The 13232-nt window shown below is 75.6% G+C and carries 9 protein-coding genes; 2 read left to right on the top strand and 7 right to left on the bottom strand.

Annotated features, from left to right (window positions below):
* Positions 1-99 precede the first annotated feature (99 nt).
* From ABD823_RS21730 to ABD823_RS21715, 4 genes are all read right to left on the bottom strand, one after another.
* On the bottom strand, positions 100-1596 hold the full coding sequence (locus ABD823_RS21730) for a WS/DGAT/MGAT family O-acyltransferase (RefSeq protein ID WP_344862453.1): 1497 nt from the start codon (positions 1594-1596) through the stop codon (positions 100-102).
* Positions 1597-1850: 254 nt separating this feature from the next.
* A complete protein-coding gene (locus ABD823_RS21725; protein ID WP_344862451.1) occupies positions 1851-2957 on the bottom strand; it encodes a sulfite oxidase in 1107 nt (368 codons plus the stop codon).
* A gap of 69 nt (positions 2958-3026) precedes the next feature.
* Positions 3027-4715 carry a DNA polymerase/3'-5' exonuclease PolX gene (polX, locus tag ABD823_RS21720; protein ID WP_344862449.1) on the bottom strand — a complete coding sequence of 563 codons (1689 nt, stop codon included), beginning with the start codon at positions 4713-4715 and terminating at the stop codon, positions 3027-3029.
* Positions 4699-7071 (bottom strand): MMPL family transporter, encoded by a 2373-nt coding sequence (locus tag ABD823_RS21715; RefSeq protein ID WP_344862447.1) that lies wholly within the window; start codon positions 7069-7071, stop codon positions 4699-4701. Before ABD823_RS21715 ends, polX begins: the two co-directional genes overlap by 17 nt.
* A 211-nt stretch (positions 7072-7282) precedes the next feature.
* Between ABD823_RS21715 and ABD823_RS21710 the strand changes: the two genes are divergently transcribed.
* The gene (locus ABD823_RS21710; protein ID WP_344862445.1) at positions 7283-7951 is read left to right on the top strand and encodes a hypothetical protein; all 669 of its coding nucleotides are present in this window, start codon (positions 7283-7285) and stop codon (positions 7949-7951) included.
* 22 nt (positions 7952-7973) lie between these two features.
* Here ABD823_RS21710 and ABD823_RS21705 read toward each other — a convergent pair whose 3' ends face one another.
* Complete coding sequence (locus ABD823_RS21705) at positions 7974-9089, bottom strand: class I SAM-dependent methyltransferase (protein ID WP_344862443.1); 1116 nt, start codon at positions 9087-9089, stop codon at positions 7974-7976.
* A gap of 140 nt (positions 9090-9229) precedes the next feature.
* Between ABD823_RS21705 and ABD823_RS21700 the strand changes: the two genes are divergently transcribed.
* A complete protein-coding gene (locus ABD823_RS21700) occupies positions 9230-10060 on the top strand; it encodes a DUF5995 family protein (RefSeq protein ID WP_344862441.1) in 831 nt (276 codons plus the stop codon).
* Positions 10061-10210: 150 nt separating this feature from the next.
* Here ABD823_RS21700 and ABD823_RS21695 read toward each other — a convergent pair whose 3' ends face one another.
* Positions 10211-11185: an aldo/keto reductase gene (locus tag ABD823_RS21695; RefSeq protein ID WP_344862439.1), complete on the bottom strand. Its 975-nt coding sequence runs from the start codon at positions 11183-11185 to the stop codon at positions 10211-10213.
* A gap of 261 nt (positions 11186-11446) precedes the next feature.
* Entirely contained in the window at positions 11447-12877 is a 1431-nt protein-coding gene (locus tag ABD823_RS21690) for a carboxylesterase/lipase family protein (RefSeq protein ID WP_344862437.1), read from the bottom strand.
* Positions 12878-13232 lie beyond the last annotated feature (355 nt).

The following is a 13232-nucleotide window of genomic DNA, read 5'->3' as shown; positions in this document are numbered from 1 at the left end:
GGCCGGGGCGGCCCCGGGGCTCGGCGGCCGCTCCCGTGCCCGGCGCCGAGGACCCCGCGGACCCGCGGTCCGCCCTCTCGCCCCCGGACGAGACCGTGCTCAGCCCGCGTGTGCCGCCGTCACGTCCCGGGACGGCGCGGGGACGGCCGGCGGCACCAGCTCCATCAGTTCGTCCATCGCCTCCTGGAGGTGCCCCATCAGCCGCCAGACGTCCTGGACCCGCTCCGGGCAGGCGACGAGGCCGAAGTCGAGCGAGCCGTCGTAGGAGAAGCAGGTGATGCTGAGCCCGCCGGTCGCGTCGCTGAGCACCGACATCGGGTAGTAGCCCAGCAGCCGGGCCCCGCACAGGTACAGCGGGAACTGCGGCCCGGGCACGTTGGAGACGATCAGGTTGACCGGCGGCGCGCCCAGCGCGGCCAGCCGGAAGAGCGCGGGGGTGGCCAGCGCGGTCACCGGCGCCGGCACCATCGAGGTCAGCTCGCTCGGCCAGGCCGACGGGGAGCCGGCGAAGCGGCGCTTGGCGGTGCGCATCACCGCCCCCACGGTGCGCAGCCGCTCCTCGGGGTCGGCGACGTCGGTCGGCATCGGGACGATCATGGCCGAGATCTGGTTGCCGACGGCGTCGCCGGCCCGGCCGCGCGCCGTGCGGACCGAGACCGGGACCGCGGCGATCAGCGGCCGGTCCGGCAGCGCGTCGCGCTCCTTCAGCCACGAGCGCAGGGCGGAGGTGCACAGCGCCATCACCACGTCGTTGACGCTGATCCCGAAGGTCCGGGCCGCCCGCCTGACGTCGGCCAGCGGGACGGAGCCGTAGGAGAAGCGCCGCCCGGCGCTGATCGGGCCGTTGAACGGGGTGCGCGGGGCCGCCAGCGAGGGCAGCGCCGGAAGCTTCTTCGTCTCGCCCCGGATCATCCGGGTCGTGGCGGCCACCAGCCGGGCCCCCGGCAGGGTGGCGGCGACCGGGATCGCGTCGAGGTCGGCCACGGCCCGGCCGAGGGAGCGCAGCGCCCGCAGCGGGTGGGTCGCCGACCGGGTGACGGCCCCGGCGAGCATCGTGACGAGCCCGGGCGCGGCGGCCGGCGCGTGCTCCGCCGGCGGCTCGACCGTCCGGGGTTCGGGGGTCAGGTCCAGCAGTGCGGCCAGGGTCTCCGCGCCCGACACCCCGTCGATGGCGCAGTGGTGGACCTTGGCGTAGAGGGCCGCCCGGCCGCCGGTCAGGCCCTGGATCAGGTGCATCTCCCAGAGCGGGTGGCGGCGGTCCAGGCGCCGCTCGTGGAGCCGGGCGACCGCCTCGGCGAGCTGGGCCTCGTCACCCGGCATCGGCAGGGTCGTCTCGTGCACGTGGCGGGTGAGGTCGAAGGAGGGGTCCTCCGCCCAGTAGGGGTGGTCCAGGCCGAAGGGCACGCTCACCAGGCGGAGTCTGAGGGCCGGGGCCAGGTGCAGCCGCCGGCGGAGGAGGCCGAGGAGGTCCTCCCGGGTGATCCGGCCGTCGGGGGCGCCGGAGGGATCCAGGACGGCGACGCCGGCCACGTGGACGGCGGTGGTCGCCGATTCGGCGTGCAGGAACTGCGCGTCGAGCGGGGTCAACTGGCGCATCGGCTGAGCCTCTCGGCGAAAAGAATGGGAACGGCCACTCGGAACGGACTCTGGAACGGACTCTGCCATCATCACCCCGGTTCGTTTCGTCTGCGTTTCCGTGGAGCGACTGTAGGAGTCTTTCAGATGAAATCAGCAATCGCGAACGTTGATTTCGGTAACGTGTCCTGCCTGATCAGAGCATGTGCTGGTCATGCGGGGAAGCGGGCCCGCGGCCCCGTTGAGGTGATGTTTCCGTACTGCTGGCGGTTTCGCTAGACGTTTATGACCCTTACCGGATGGCGCACAACCGCGTCAAAGAGATAACCCAATTCGTTGTAAGGGCTTTCCAGCGGCTGGGTCGCGCCGGTGGCGTCGCGGGCCCGGGCGAGCAGGAGGTGCGGGCCGGTCCGGCGGGGGCTCCAGGTGACGTGCCAGCGGGTCCAGGCGCAGGCGACGTGCGGGCCGCCGTGCAGGCAGGCCGGGCGCCAGGTGCCGCCGGCGTCGGTGCTCACCTCGACCGAGGTGATCCGGCCGCGGCCGGACCAGGACCGGCCGTGCAGGACGTGCTGGCGCCCGGCGGCCAGGACGGCCTCCCAGGGCAGCTCGAAGGCGCTCTTGACCCCCGTGACGGTCAGCGGGGGGCCGCCCTGCGGGGGGTACGGCCCGCCGGACATCCGGTAGAACTCCGTGGTCCACGGAGAGGAGAGCGGGCGGGTGGAGACCTCGATGTCGCCCACCCACTTGACCGAGGCCAGCCCGATCCAGGACGGCACGACCAGCCGGACCGGGTGGCCGTGGTCGGGCGGGAGCGGCTCGCCGTTCATCTCGTAGGCCAGGATGACGTCGTCGAGCGCCTTGGCGGCCGGGAGCGGGCGCCGCACCCGGCCGTGGTCGACCCCGCCGGCCACGTAGGCGGGGTCGAGGCCGCGGGGCATCACGTCGACGGCGTCCGGGGTGATCCCGGCCAGGTCCAGCACCGTGGACAGCGGCACCCCGCGCCAGCGGGCCACGCCGGCCGCGCCGAGCCGCCACGGCGTGCCGGAGACCTCCTGGTGCTGCTGGTCGGCGAAGAACCGCCGGCCGTTGCCCGCGCACTCGATCAGCACGTCACGGGTCACGGCGGGCAGCGCCAGCAGCTCCTCGTAGCCGAAGCTCCTCGGGTTGCGCAGGCCCGAGCCGTGCAGCTCCAGCCGCCAGACGGCCGCGTCGACGACCGGGGTGCGGGTGTGGTTGCGCACGAAGAAGCGGTCGGCGGGCACGTGGTAACCGGCGTCGCGCATGGCCTCCCAGCGCATCTCGGCGCAGGAGCCGTGCACCGCGAACAGCTCCGGCGGCAGCGGTTTGACGATGGCCGGCGCGGCCGGGTCCTCGTGCGGCATGGCCACCCCCTCCCATTACTTCTATTCCCTACTAGGAAAGCATGCAATATGGCGGGGGGTGACGGCTCCTCAGCGGCCCAGGAAGGCCAGCAACCGCTCCAGCGGCCAGGTGTTGATCACGTCTTCGGCGGTCAGCCAGGCCCGCTGGGCGATCCCGACGCCGAACCGCTGGTTGGCCAGGTGCGGCACCGCGTGCGCGTCGCTGTCGATCGAGAAGACCACCCCGTGGTGGCGGGCCAGCCGTACCAGGTGGTCGGGGAGGTCCGAGCGGTCCGGGAAGGAGTCGATCTCCATCGCCGTGCCGGTGCGGGCGGCGGCGCGGAAGACCTCGTCCCAGTCGGCGTCCACCGGCTCGCGCCTGCCGATCAACCGGGTCGTGGGATGCCCGATGACGTGCACGTGCGGGTTCTCGCACGCCGCCACCAGCCGCCGCGTCATCTCCTCGCGCGACTGGGTGAAATGGGAGTGCACGCTCGCCACGCACACGTCGAAGCCCGCCAGGACCTCGGCCGGCCAGTCGACCGAGCCGTCCGGGCCGATGTTGAGCTCGGTGCCGTGCAACACCCGCATGTCCGGATATCTACCCTGCAGCTCCCGGATCCGCTCGCGCTGCTCCAGCGCCTTGTCCAGGGTCATCCGGTGCATGGCCAGGTCGGGGGCGTGGTCGGTGATCGCGTAGTAGGAGTGGCCGCGTGCGCGGGCGGCGGCGACCATCTCCTCCAGCGGGGCGATTCCGTCGGTCAGGTCGGTGTGGGTGTGCAGGTCGCCCTTCAGGTCGTCCAGGGTGACCAGCTCCGGCAGCCCGCCCCGCGCCGCGGCCTCGATCTCCCCGCCGTCCTCGCGCAGCGCCGGGGGGACCCACTCCATGCCGAGCGCGCGGTAGACGTCCTCCTCCTCGGCCGCCGCGACCAGCCGCTCGCCGTCGAACAGGCCGTACTCGGAGAGCTTCCAGCCCTTCTTCACCGCGATCTCGCGCAGCCGCACGTTGTGCGCCTGCGACCCGGTGAAGTACAGCAGGCCCGCGCCCCACGACTCCGCCGGGATCAGCCGCAGGTCCACCTGCACGCCCTGGTGGGTGCGGACCGAGGTCTTCTTCCCGCCCGAGGCGATGACCTCCGCGACGTACGGCTGGGCCTTGAAGACGTCCATCAGCGACTCCGGCGCCACCGCCAGCACGTCGACGTCACCGGCCGTGTCGCGCATCCGGCGCACCGAACCGGCGTAGGCGATGCGCTCGGCCCCGCCCTCCAGCGAGGCGACGATCCGCTCGGCCAGATCCGCGGCCACCCCCAGGTGCACCCGGACGCTGGTCCGCGCCAGCTGCTCGACGCCGCGCAGGAGGTTCTCCTCCGTCTTGGGGCCGAAGCCCTTGACGCCCTTGAGCCGCCCGGCCCGGATCGCCTCGACCAGCGCCTCCGGGGAGTCGACGCCCAGCTCCTGGTAGAGGAAGACCGCCTTCTTCGGCCCGAGCGAGGGCACCCGGGTCAGCCGGCGCACCCCCTCGGGGACCCGGGCCCGCAACTCGTCGAGCTGCCGGAATCCGCCCCGCTGGAGGTACTCCTCGACCTTCTTGGCGATCGCCTCGCCCACCCCCGGCACGCTCCGCACGGCCACGGACGCGATGTCCTCCGGGAAGCCCGCGATCGCCTTGGCCGCCTTCTGGTAGCTGCGGACCCGGAACGCGTCGCCGCCCGTCATCGCGAACAGCTCGGCGTACTCCTCCAGGGCGGCGGCCACATCGTCATTCGCTCTCGCCATGCCGCCACCCTAGGAGATCACCCCGACGGTTTCCGGCACCGCGGGACCGCACCGGGACCGGGGCCGGGCCCGGCCACGGTTCCGGCTCCGGCCGCTGTTCCGCTCCCGACCCCGGTCCCGGCGCCGACACCGGCGCCGACCCCGGTCCCGATCCGGGCACCGGCGCCGCGGGCGGCAGGAGCCGCGCCATCGGGGTGGGCAGCCACCAGCAGCCCCGCCCCAGCAGCCGCATCAACGCCGGAACCATGACCAGGCGGACGAGCGCGGCGTCGATGGCGATCGCCGCCGCGACGGCGAAGCCGAGCTGCCGCACCTCCAGCCGGTGGCCCGCCATCAGCCCGGCGAAGGTGACGACCATGACCGCGGCGGCCAGGGTGACCGTCCGGGCGCTGTGCCGCAGCCCCAGGGCGACCGCCTCGGTGTCGCCGGCGCCCGCGCGGCGGTACTCGGCGATGCGGCGCACCACGAACACCTCGTAGTCCATCGAGAGCCCGAACACCAGCGTGAGCAGGGCCACCGGCAGCATCGCCGAGACCGTGCCCGTCCCGGACGGCCCCTGGAACACCCAGACGGTCAGCCCGGAGGCCGCCGCGACCGCCAGCAGGTTCAGCAGCACCGCCTTCAGCGGGAGCAGCACGCTGCGGAAGGCCGCCATCAGGAACAGCAGCGAGCCGGACAGCACCAGGGCGGCCACCCCCCAGAGCCGGTCCGTGCTCGCCTCACCCAGGTCGGCCATCAGCGCGGCGGGCCCGCCGACCAGCACCGGCTGCCCGGCGGGCAGCGTCCGCGGGGCCAGCTCCGCCGTGATGCGCGCGTTCAGCGCCGCCGCGCCCGCCCGGTCGGGGGCCTGGTCGCTCAGCACCATGACGACGGTCAGGTCGCGGCCGTTGTCGGCGGGCACGGCCAGCGCCACCCGCGGGTCCCCGCGCAGCGCGGCCACCAGCGCGGCGGTGTCCACCGGGGGAGCGCCCGGAGGGTGGGGGAGCAGCACCGCGCTCAACCCGGCCACCCCGTCGGCCTCCATCCGGGCCAGGCCGCGGCCCGCGTCCGTGCCCGCCACGGACGACCGGTCGATCTCCATGCCCAGCCGCAGGCCCGGCAGCGGGGCCGCGGCCAGCAGCAGCAGCGCGGTGGCGCCCGCCAGGTAGGGCCACGGGTGGCGCATCAGGTGCCGCGCCCAGCGCGCCCAGCCGTCCTCGCCGCCGCGCGCCCGGCGCCGGGGCAGCGCGCCGAACGCCAGGAAGCGGTCGCACCCGGACAGCAGGGCCGGCAGCAGCGTCAGCGCCGCGGCCGGCGCCGCCACCGCCGCCACCGCGGCGGGTCCCGCCAGCGACCGGACCAGGTCGACCCGTACGGCCAGCAGCGCGCACGCGGCGAGCGCGACCGCCACCGCGCACCAGCACACCGTGGCCCCCGCGGTGGCCGACGCCGCCCCGGCCGCCGCGGACCGGTCGAGGCCCCGGCCCCGCGCCTGCCGGTAACGCGCCGTGACCAGCAGCGTGTAGTCCAGCCCCAGCCCCAGCGCGACCGAGCAGGCGACCGTCAGCCCCAGCGTGTCCGGGCCGGACTCCGGACCGGAGCCCGCGCCCGCCGCGGCCAGCACCCCGGCGGTGACCGCGACGGCGGCCCCGGCCGCGGCCAGCGGGACCAGCGCCGCCCCCAGCGAGCCGAGCCCGACGGTGAGCACCAGCAGCGCCAACGGGACGGCCATCGCCTCGGCGCTCCGCAGATCGGCCAGATCGACGTCCTTGACCTCGGTGAACAGCGGTGTCATCCCGACCAGGGACACGCCGACCGCGCCGCCGGAGGCCTGCTCCACGGCCCGGCGCAGGACGGCGCGCTGGTCGGCCAGCCGCCGCTGCCGCGCGGTCGCGTCCCCGGTCAGGCCGACCAGCGCGTACAGGTTGCGCCGGTCCTGCCCGGCCACCGGCGGCAGGACGTGGACCGCGCCGACCCCCGGCCGGCCGGCCAGCGCCCGCAGCGCCGCGCCCACCGCACGCAGGTAGGCCGGGTCGTCGGCCCGCAGGCCGGTCGGAGCGGCCGAGGCGGCCGGGGGGATCGAGGTGAAGGCCGCGACCACCTGCTCGGCGCCGGCGTCCGGGAACCCCCGCTCCAGCAGCTCGGCGGCCCGGGCCGAGGGGGAGCCCGCCACCTGGAGGGACGGGGCGCCCAGCGTCCGGGCCAGCCCCGGCAGCAGCGCCAGTGAGACCGCCACGGCCAGCAGCCACGCCCCGATCACCGTCCGGTGGTGCCGCGCCGCCCACGCCCCCACCCGCCCCGCGGGGCCGGCGGCCCGCTCCGGCGGGCGGGGAGGAGCGCCGGACCCGGTGCCGAGGCGTTCGGCCGGCAGCGTCATCGATCGTCTCCAGCGTGGGGCCCCGGCCGTCCGGCCCGGAGCGCTGACGAAGGAGCCGGTCCGCGCCGCCGCGCGGACGCCGTCCGGTCCGGCCGGGACAGCCGCCGTCGATCCGCGCGAACCCGCGGATCGCCTCCGGGGACCACCACCGCATGCTACAGATGGTCACTGTAAAACCACTCTGTGTCACAGAAGTCGCCAGGGGGAACCCATGACCGTCCCATCCCGGATCTCCGGCCGTACCCGTCCCGCCCGACGCCGCGTGTCACGCCCGGCGGTGCTCGGCCCGCTCGCGGTGCTCGCCGCCGTGCTCGCCGCGGCGGCCCCCGTCACCCCAGCGGCGGCGGCCCGGCCCGCCGCGCCGTCCGCCGTGCCCTCCGCGGTGCCGCCGACCGTGCCCGCCGCGCCGTCCGCCGTGCCCGTCAGGCTGGCCTGTACGGTGGCCACCGAGCAGGGGCGGCCGGTCACCTTCACCCCGGCGGTCGGCCTGCTGCCCGCGGACGTCACCGCCAAGGGCACCCTCCGGCTGAGCTCCTGCACCTCCCCCGACGGCTCCCAGCCCCGCCTCAGGAGCGGCCGGCTGACCGTGCGGGGGACGGGACGGGCCAGCTGCACCGGCGTCACCGGCCTGCGCAGCCGGGGCACCATCACCTGGTACGACTCCCAGGGGCGCGCCGCGGGCACCTCCAGGCTCCGCACGGAGTCCAGCGAGCTGTCCGGGACCAACCCCGCCGACGCCCTGCTGGTCGGCAAGGTGGTCTCCGGCCCGCTGAAGGGGCGCCGCGTCGAAGGGCGCGCCACCCCCACCACCGGCCTCACCTCCTGCACCGTCAGCGGCGTGTCCGCCGTCGAGGGCAGCGGTCGGCTGACCGTCTCCTGACGGGACGGGACGGGGCGCGTCGTCAGGAACGCACCTGGTAGACGTGGTTGACCGGGGTGGAGGCGACCAGGCGCACGTCGGTGAAGCCGGCCTCCTCCAGCACCCGGCGCACCGCCCGCTCACCCGCCTGCGCGCCCATCGCCGCCCCGCCCTGGGAGACGGCGTTGGGCACGCACAGGTAAGTCGAGGCGGCGTAGAACATGCGCCCCATCGGGTGGAAGTTGTCCTGGACCCGGTCCCCGGCGGCCGGCTCCACCAGCAGCCAGGTCCCGCCCTCGCCCAGCGCCTCGCGCATGCGCCGGGCCGCGCCGACCGGGTCGCCGTAGTCGTGCAGGGCGTCGAAGGTGCAGACCAGGTCGTAGCCGCCCGCCGGGACGTCGGCCGCCCCGCAGACCGTGAACCGTGCCCGCTCGGAGACCCCGGCGGCCTCGGCGGCCTTGCGGGCCCGCTCGATCGAGACGTCGTGGTAGTCGAAGCCCTCGAACTCGGAGGCCGGGTAGGCCTGGGCCATCAGGATCGTGGTGACCCCGTACCCGCAGCCGACGTCGGCCACCCGGGCGCCCGCGGTGAGCCGCTCGTGCACCCCGTCGAGCGCGGGGATCCACTCGCTCAGCAGGTGCGCGGCGTACCCGCTCCGGAAGAAGTCGGCGACCGTCGCGACGAGCTCGTCGTCCTGCTCGTGCCAGCCGATGCCCTCCCCGCTGCGCATGGCCGCCTCCAGCCGGTCGAGCCCGGTCAGCGCCCGCACGGCGAAGCGGAACATCGCCCCCAGGTTCACCGGCCCCTGCGGGTTGAACGCCAGCGCGTGCTCCGGCGCCATGCCGTACCGGTCGCCGTCCGGATCGTAGGTGAGATAGCCGCCCGCCGCCTGGGCCCTGGCCCACTCGCGCACGTAGCGCTCGGCCGTGCCGGTCCGCGCGGCCAGCTCGGCGCTCGTCAGCGGCCCGCGGCTCAGCGCCTCGTAGAGGCCGAGCCGCAGCCCCAGCACGGCGAGGCCCGCCGAGGTCGTCGCCCCGGCGTCGGTGACCGCCCTCTCCAGCAGGCGGTCCAGCCGCTCCGAGTCGACGGCCAGGGAGGCGGGGTCCGGCCACGCGCCGCCCGCCTGCGGGCCCGCTGAGACGGTGTCGGGATGAGACATGATCAGATCCTTCCGGTCCATTCCGTGAACGGTCGTCCGGAAGCGTGCCCGCGCCACGGGACCCCCACCATGGATTTCGGCACACCGGAACCGTGCACTATGACGCGGTGCCGGGAACGTTCCAGGGGAACACTCCCGATATGACCACTTCGGCCGAACTCGTCGGCGACCTGGCACCGGACCGTCCCGGCGAGGTCCTGACCGCCCTGCGCGCGGTGTCGGACGCGCTGCGCGCCGAAGGCGACGCGCGGGCGATCTTCCCCGACGTCTACGCGGTGATCACCGAGGGGGTGGTCGACGGCCTGGCCGCCGGCCTCTTCACGCAACCCGCGTTCATCTCCCGGCTGGCCGGCCGCTTCGCCCGCCGCTACCTGCAGACGCTCTCCTGGTCGCTGTCCGGCCTGCCGCAGGACTGCACCGCCTGGTCCGCCGCCTACGGCCAGGTCGGCCGGGCCGGCGTGGCCGCCATCCAGCACGCCGGACTCGGCATCAGCGCCCACGTCAACTTCGACCTGGCCCTCGGCACCGCCGAGGTCGTCGAGGAGCTCGCCCCCGCCCGCGACGCCGCGCTCCTGCGCGCCTTCAAGCGCGACTACGACGCGGTCAACCGCGTCCTGAAGACCGCGACGCCCCGGGTGATGAGCCTGCTGGCCGAGCGCTACGGCTGCCCGGTCGCCCCCGTCTTCACCGGGGTGGCCGGCTGGCCGGCCCGCACGCAGGCGCTGGCGACGGTCGTCCAGTGGCGCGAACTGGTCTGGCGCAACACGCTGGACCTGCTCGGCGCCTCGGACCCGGCCGCCCGGCAGGCCGTCGTCGACCGGCTGGAGCTCAACTCCCGCGTCGCCGCCCTGTTCATCACCGGGCCGCCCGTGGTGGCCCCCGCGGTGGACCTCACCCGCCGCCTGGCCCGCACGATCCCGCCCGTCCCGGCCGGTCTGGCCCGCCGCGTCATCCGCACCATCGGCGCCTGAACCGCACCGGCGGGCGCCCGGCGCCCCGAGGACTCCGGCCCGGGACCCCGGTGCGGGCCGGAACGCCCGCGCGGGAGCCGCCGGGAACGTCCGCGCCGGAAGGCTCCCGACGCCCGCGCGGGGCCGTCCGGGGATCCGGCGCGGGGCCGGTCAGAGGCTGACGGGCCGGGGCCGGTACGGTTCGGCGAGGAAGGCCAGCTCCTTGTCCGTCAGGGCCAGGTCCACCGCGGCGACGGCGTCGTCGACGTGCCGGTCCTTGGTCGCGCCGACGATCGGTGCGGTCACCTGGGGCTGGTGGAGCAGCCAGGCCAGCCCCACCTGGGCCGGGGGCACCTCGCGCTCCCGGGCGACCTGGGCGACCCGCTCCAGGACCTGCCGGTTGTTCTCCTCGTCGGTGTAGAGCGCCCCGATGCGGGGGTCGCTCCCGGTGCGGACGGTGCTCCCGCCGGAACCCGCGCGGGCGATCAGACCGCGGGCCAGCGGGCTCCACGGGATGACGCCCACGCCCTGGTCGGCGCAGAGCGGGAGCATCTCGCGCTCCTCCTCACGGTAGAGGAGGTTGTAGTGCGGCTGCATCGAGACGAACTTCGTCCAGCCGTGGAGTTCAGCGGCGTGCTGGGCCTTGGCGAACTGCCAGGCGGCCATGCTGGAGGCGCCGATGTAGCGGGCCTTGCCCGCCTGCACGATCTCGTGCAGCGCCTGCATGGTCTCCTCGACCGGGGTCTCGTCGTCCCAGCGGTGGATCTGGTACAGGTCCACGTGGTCGGTGCCCAGGCGGCGCAGGGAGGCGTCGATGGCGGCGTGGACGTGCTTGCGGGACAGGCCGCGGTCGTTGGGGCCCTCGCCCATGGGGAAGTAGACCTTGGTGGCCAGCACGTAGTCCTCGCGGCGGGGGAACATCCGGGCCAGCAGCCGGCCGGTGACCTCCTCGCTGGCGCCCTGCGAGTAGACGTCGGCGGTGTCGAAGAACGTGACCCCGGCCTCGACGGCCCGGCGCACGATCGGCTCGGCGGCGCCCTCGTCCAGCACCCACTCGCCCCACCTGGCGGGGTCGCCGTAGCTCATCATGCCGAGGCAGACCCGGGAGACCTTCAGGCCGGTCGTTCCCAGACGCGCGTACTCCATCGCGAACCCTCCCGATCTCGACGACCGCCCCAGCCTACGGCCATCCCTCGGACCCGCACCGGTGAACCCCGGCCGCCGGGGCGACCGGGCGGCGCCGGGAGCCGCCTGCCCCGGCGGGTCAGGGACGCCTCTTCGGCCGGGAACCGCACCACCAGCTGCCGCGGGCGCTCACCGTCACCGTGTACGCGCCCGCCCTCCCTGGAGCGCCGGGTGCGGTGAAGAGCTCCGCCTCGTGTCCCGGGCCTTCCGCGCTCTCCCGGTTCAGCGCTCCGCGGCCCGCTCCCAGATGCGCCGGGAGTCCTCCAGCGGATAGGGGGCGTCGGAGGGGACGGTGTCCCAGATCCGGGTCAGGCGGGCCCGGAGGTCGAAGCGCGGCCAGCCGGGGTCGCCGGTCGCGGCGAAGGAGGCCCAGGCCGTACGGATCCGCTCCGACAGGGCGGGGAAATCCGTAGGCGGCGGGGAGCCCAGGAAGCGGGCCGCGAAGCGGCCGTCGCCGTTGCCGAAGGTGAACGGCACGTCCACGCCGTGCCCGGCGCCGAGCACCGGCCCCCGCCAGGCGAAGTCGTACAGCCAGGTCCGGCCGCCCGCCGCCGCGTGCGCCTCGGCCGTCCAGGTGGTCGGCATCCGCACCAGCGCGTCCGACATCACCGCGGTGAACAGGTCGGCGTCGGAGGCGCCCGGGTGGGCGCGGCGGTAGGCGGCGGCCGCCTGCCCGCCGAGTCCCAGCGCGGCGGCCGCGGCCTCGGGCCCGGCGCCCGGGGGAGGGCCCGCGGGGGCGATCCCCCGGTACTCCTCGTGGGTGAAGCCGCAGACCAGGTCCGCGTCCCGGCCCGCGCCCGCCCGGAGCGCCTCCCACGGCGGGCCGGTGACCAGCTCGCCGTCGACGACCGGGCCGAACGCGCCGCCGCCCGCGCCGGCGCCGGTCGGCGCGTCCTGGACGGCCAGGATCGCCTCGGGCGGCAGGGCGGCGAACCCCTCCCAGGTGGCGGGCACGCCGGCCGCCGCGGCCAGCGCCCCGGTGACCCGCTCGGCCTCGGCGGTGCTGCGGTAGCCGGCCGGGACGCTCTGCGCGATGACCCGCCGGAGCAGGCCCCGGGCGGCCGGCGCGGCCAGGAGCAGCACGGCCGAGGCCGCTCCCGCGGACTGGCCGAAGACGGTGACGTTGCCGGGGTCGCCGCCGAAGGCCGCGATGTCGCCGTGCACCCACTCCAGCGCCGCGAGCTGGTCGAGCAGGCCCCGGTTGTCCGGGACGCCGGGCAGGTGGCCGAAGCCCTCGAAGCCCACCCGGTAGTCGGCGGTCACCACCACGACCCCCGAGCGGGCCAGTGCGGCGCCGTCGTACTGCGGCATCGCGGCGGAGCCCGCCTTCCACATGCCGCCGTGGATCCACACCATGACCGGCAGTCCCGCGGCGCCCGGGTCGGGGGTCCAGACGTTCAGCGTCAGGGGGGCCAGGCCGTCGCCGGGGCGCCAGATCGGCGGCACCCCGGGGGCCGGGGGCGACTGCGGCGGGGGCGTGCCGAACGCGGCGGCGTCGCGCACCCCGTCCCAGGCAGGCGGCGGGGCGGGCGGGCGGAAGCGGAGCGCGCCCTGCGGCGCGGCGGCGAACGGGATGCCCTTGAAGGAGACGGCGCCGTCCCGGGCGCGTCCTCGGACCAGGCCCCGGCGGGTCTTCACCACGGTGTCGATCATGTGCGGACGCTATCGGGCGGGACGGACGGAAAGCGTCCGCCGCGTGGCGGATTCCGGCGGGGCGGGACCGGCCGGATCACCGGTTGCGGGGCGGCGCGGAAAGACCTGGAGACGACCGCTCACCGGGCGGCGGCGCGGCCGGTGATGAAACTTTCATGGGGCGCCGGGGTCGCAGAGGGCTCCCGGAATACGGCCTGAGCTGGTCGGACGGCGATCGGCCGGCTGGGGCGGCGAGTGGAGTGCCTTTGGCGCGCCGCCTCCTTGTGATTTACTGGCCCTGCTGTTGGAAAGCGCTTTCCAGAAAGTTGCCGCGTACTCGTCGGTCCTCGCGGAGAGGGGCTCGCCTTGAGCGGAA

It is taken from the genome of Planomonospora alba, assembly GCF_039534085.1.
GTDB classification, from domain to species: Bacteria; Actinomycetota; Actinomycetes; order Streptosporangiales; family Streptosporangiaceae; genus Planomonospora_B; species Planomonospora_B alba.
Note: the sequence above shows the minus strand (reverse complement) of the source record. Positions and strands in the feature narration are given on the sequence as shown.

Bases quoted from the DNA above. Each gene is read 5' to 3' on its own strand.
- ABD823_RS21695 (WP_344862439.1), bottom strand. From the start codon at position 11,185: ATGGAGTACGCGCGTCTGGGAACGACCGGCCTGAAGGTCTCCCGGGTC.
- ABD823_RS21705 (WP_344862443.1), bottom strand. From the start codon at position 9,089: ATGTCTCATCCCGACACCGTCTCAGCGGGCCCGCAGGCGGGCGGCGCG.
- ABD823_RS21715 (WP_344862447.1), bottom strand. From the start codon at position 7,071: ATGACGCTGCCGGCCGAACGCCTCGGCACCGGGTCCGGCGCTCCTCCC.
- ABD823_RS21690 (WP_344862437.1), bottom strand. From the start codon at position 12,877: ATGATCGACACCGTGGTGAAGACCCGCCGGGGCCTGGTCCGAGGACGC.
- polX (WP_344862449.1), bottom strand. From the start codon at position 4,715: ATGGCGAGAGCGAATGACGATGTGGCCGCCGCCCTGGAGGAGTACGCC.
- ABD823_RS21725 (WP_344862451.1), bottom strand. From the start codon at position 2,957: ATGCCGCACGAGGACCCGGCCGCGCCGGCCATCGTCAAACCGCTGCCG.
- ABD823_RS21730 (WP_344862453.1), bottom strand. From the start codon at position 1,596: ATGCGCCAGTTGACCCCGCTCGACGCGCAGTTCCTGCACGCCGAATCG.
- ABD823_RS21710 (WP_344862445.1), top strand. From the start codon at position 7,283: ATGACCGTCCCATCCCGGATCTCCGGCCGTACCCGTCCCGCCCGACGC.
- ABD823_RS21700 (WP_344862441.1), top strand. From the start codon at position 9,230: ATGACCACTTCGGCCGAACTCGTCGGCGACCTGGCACCGGACCGTCCC.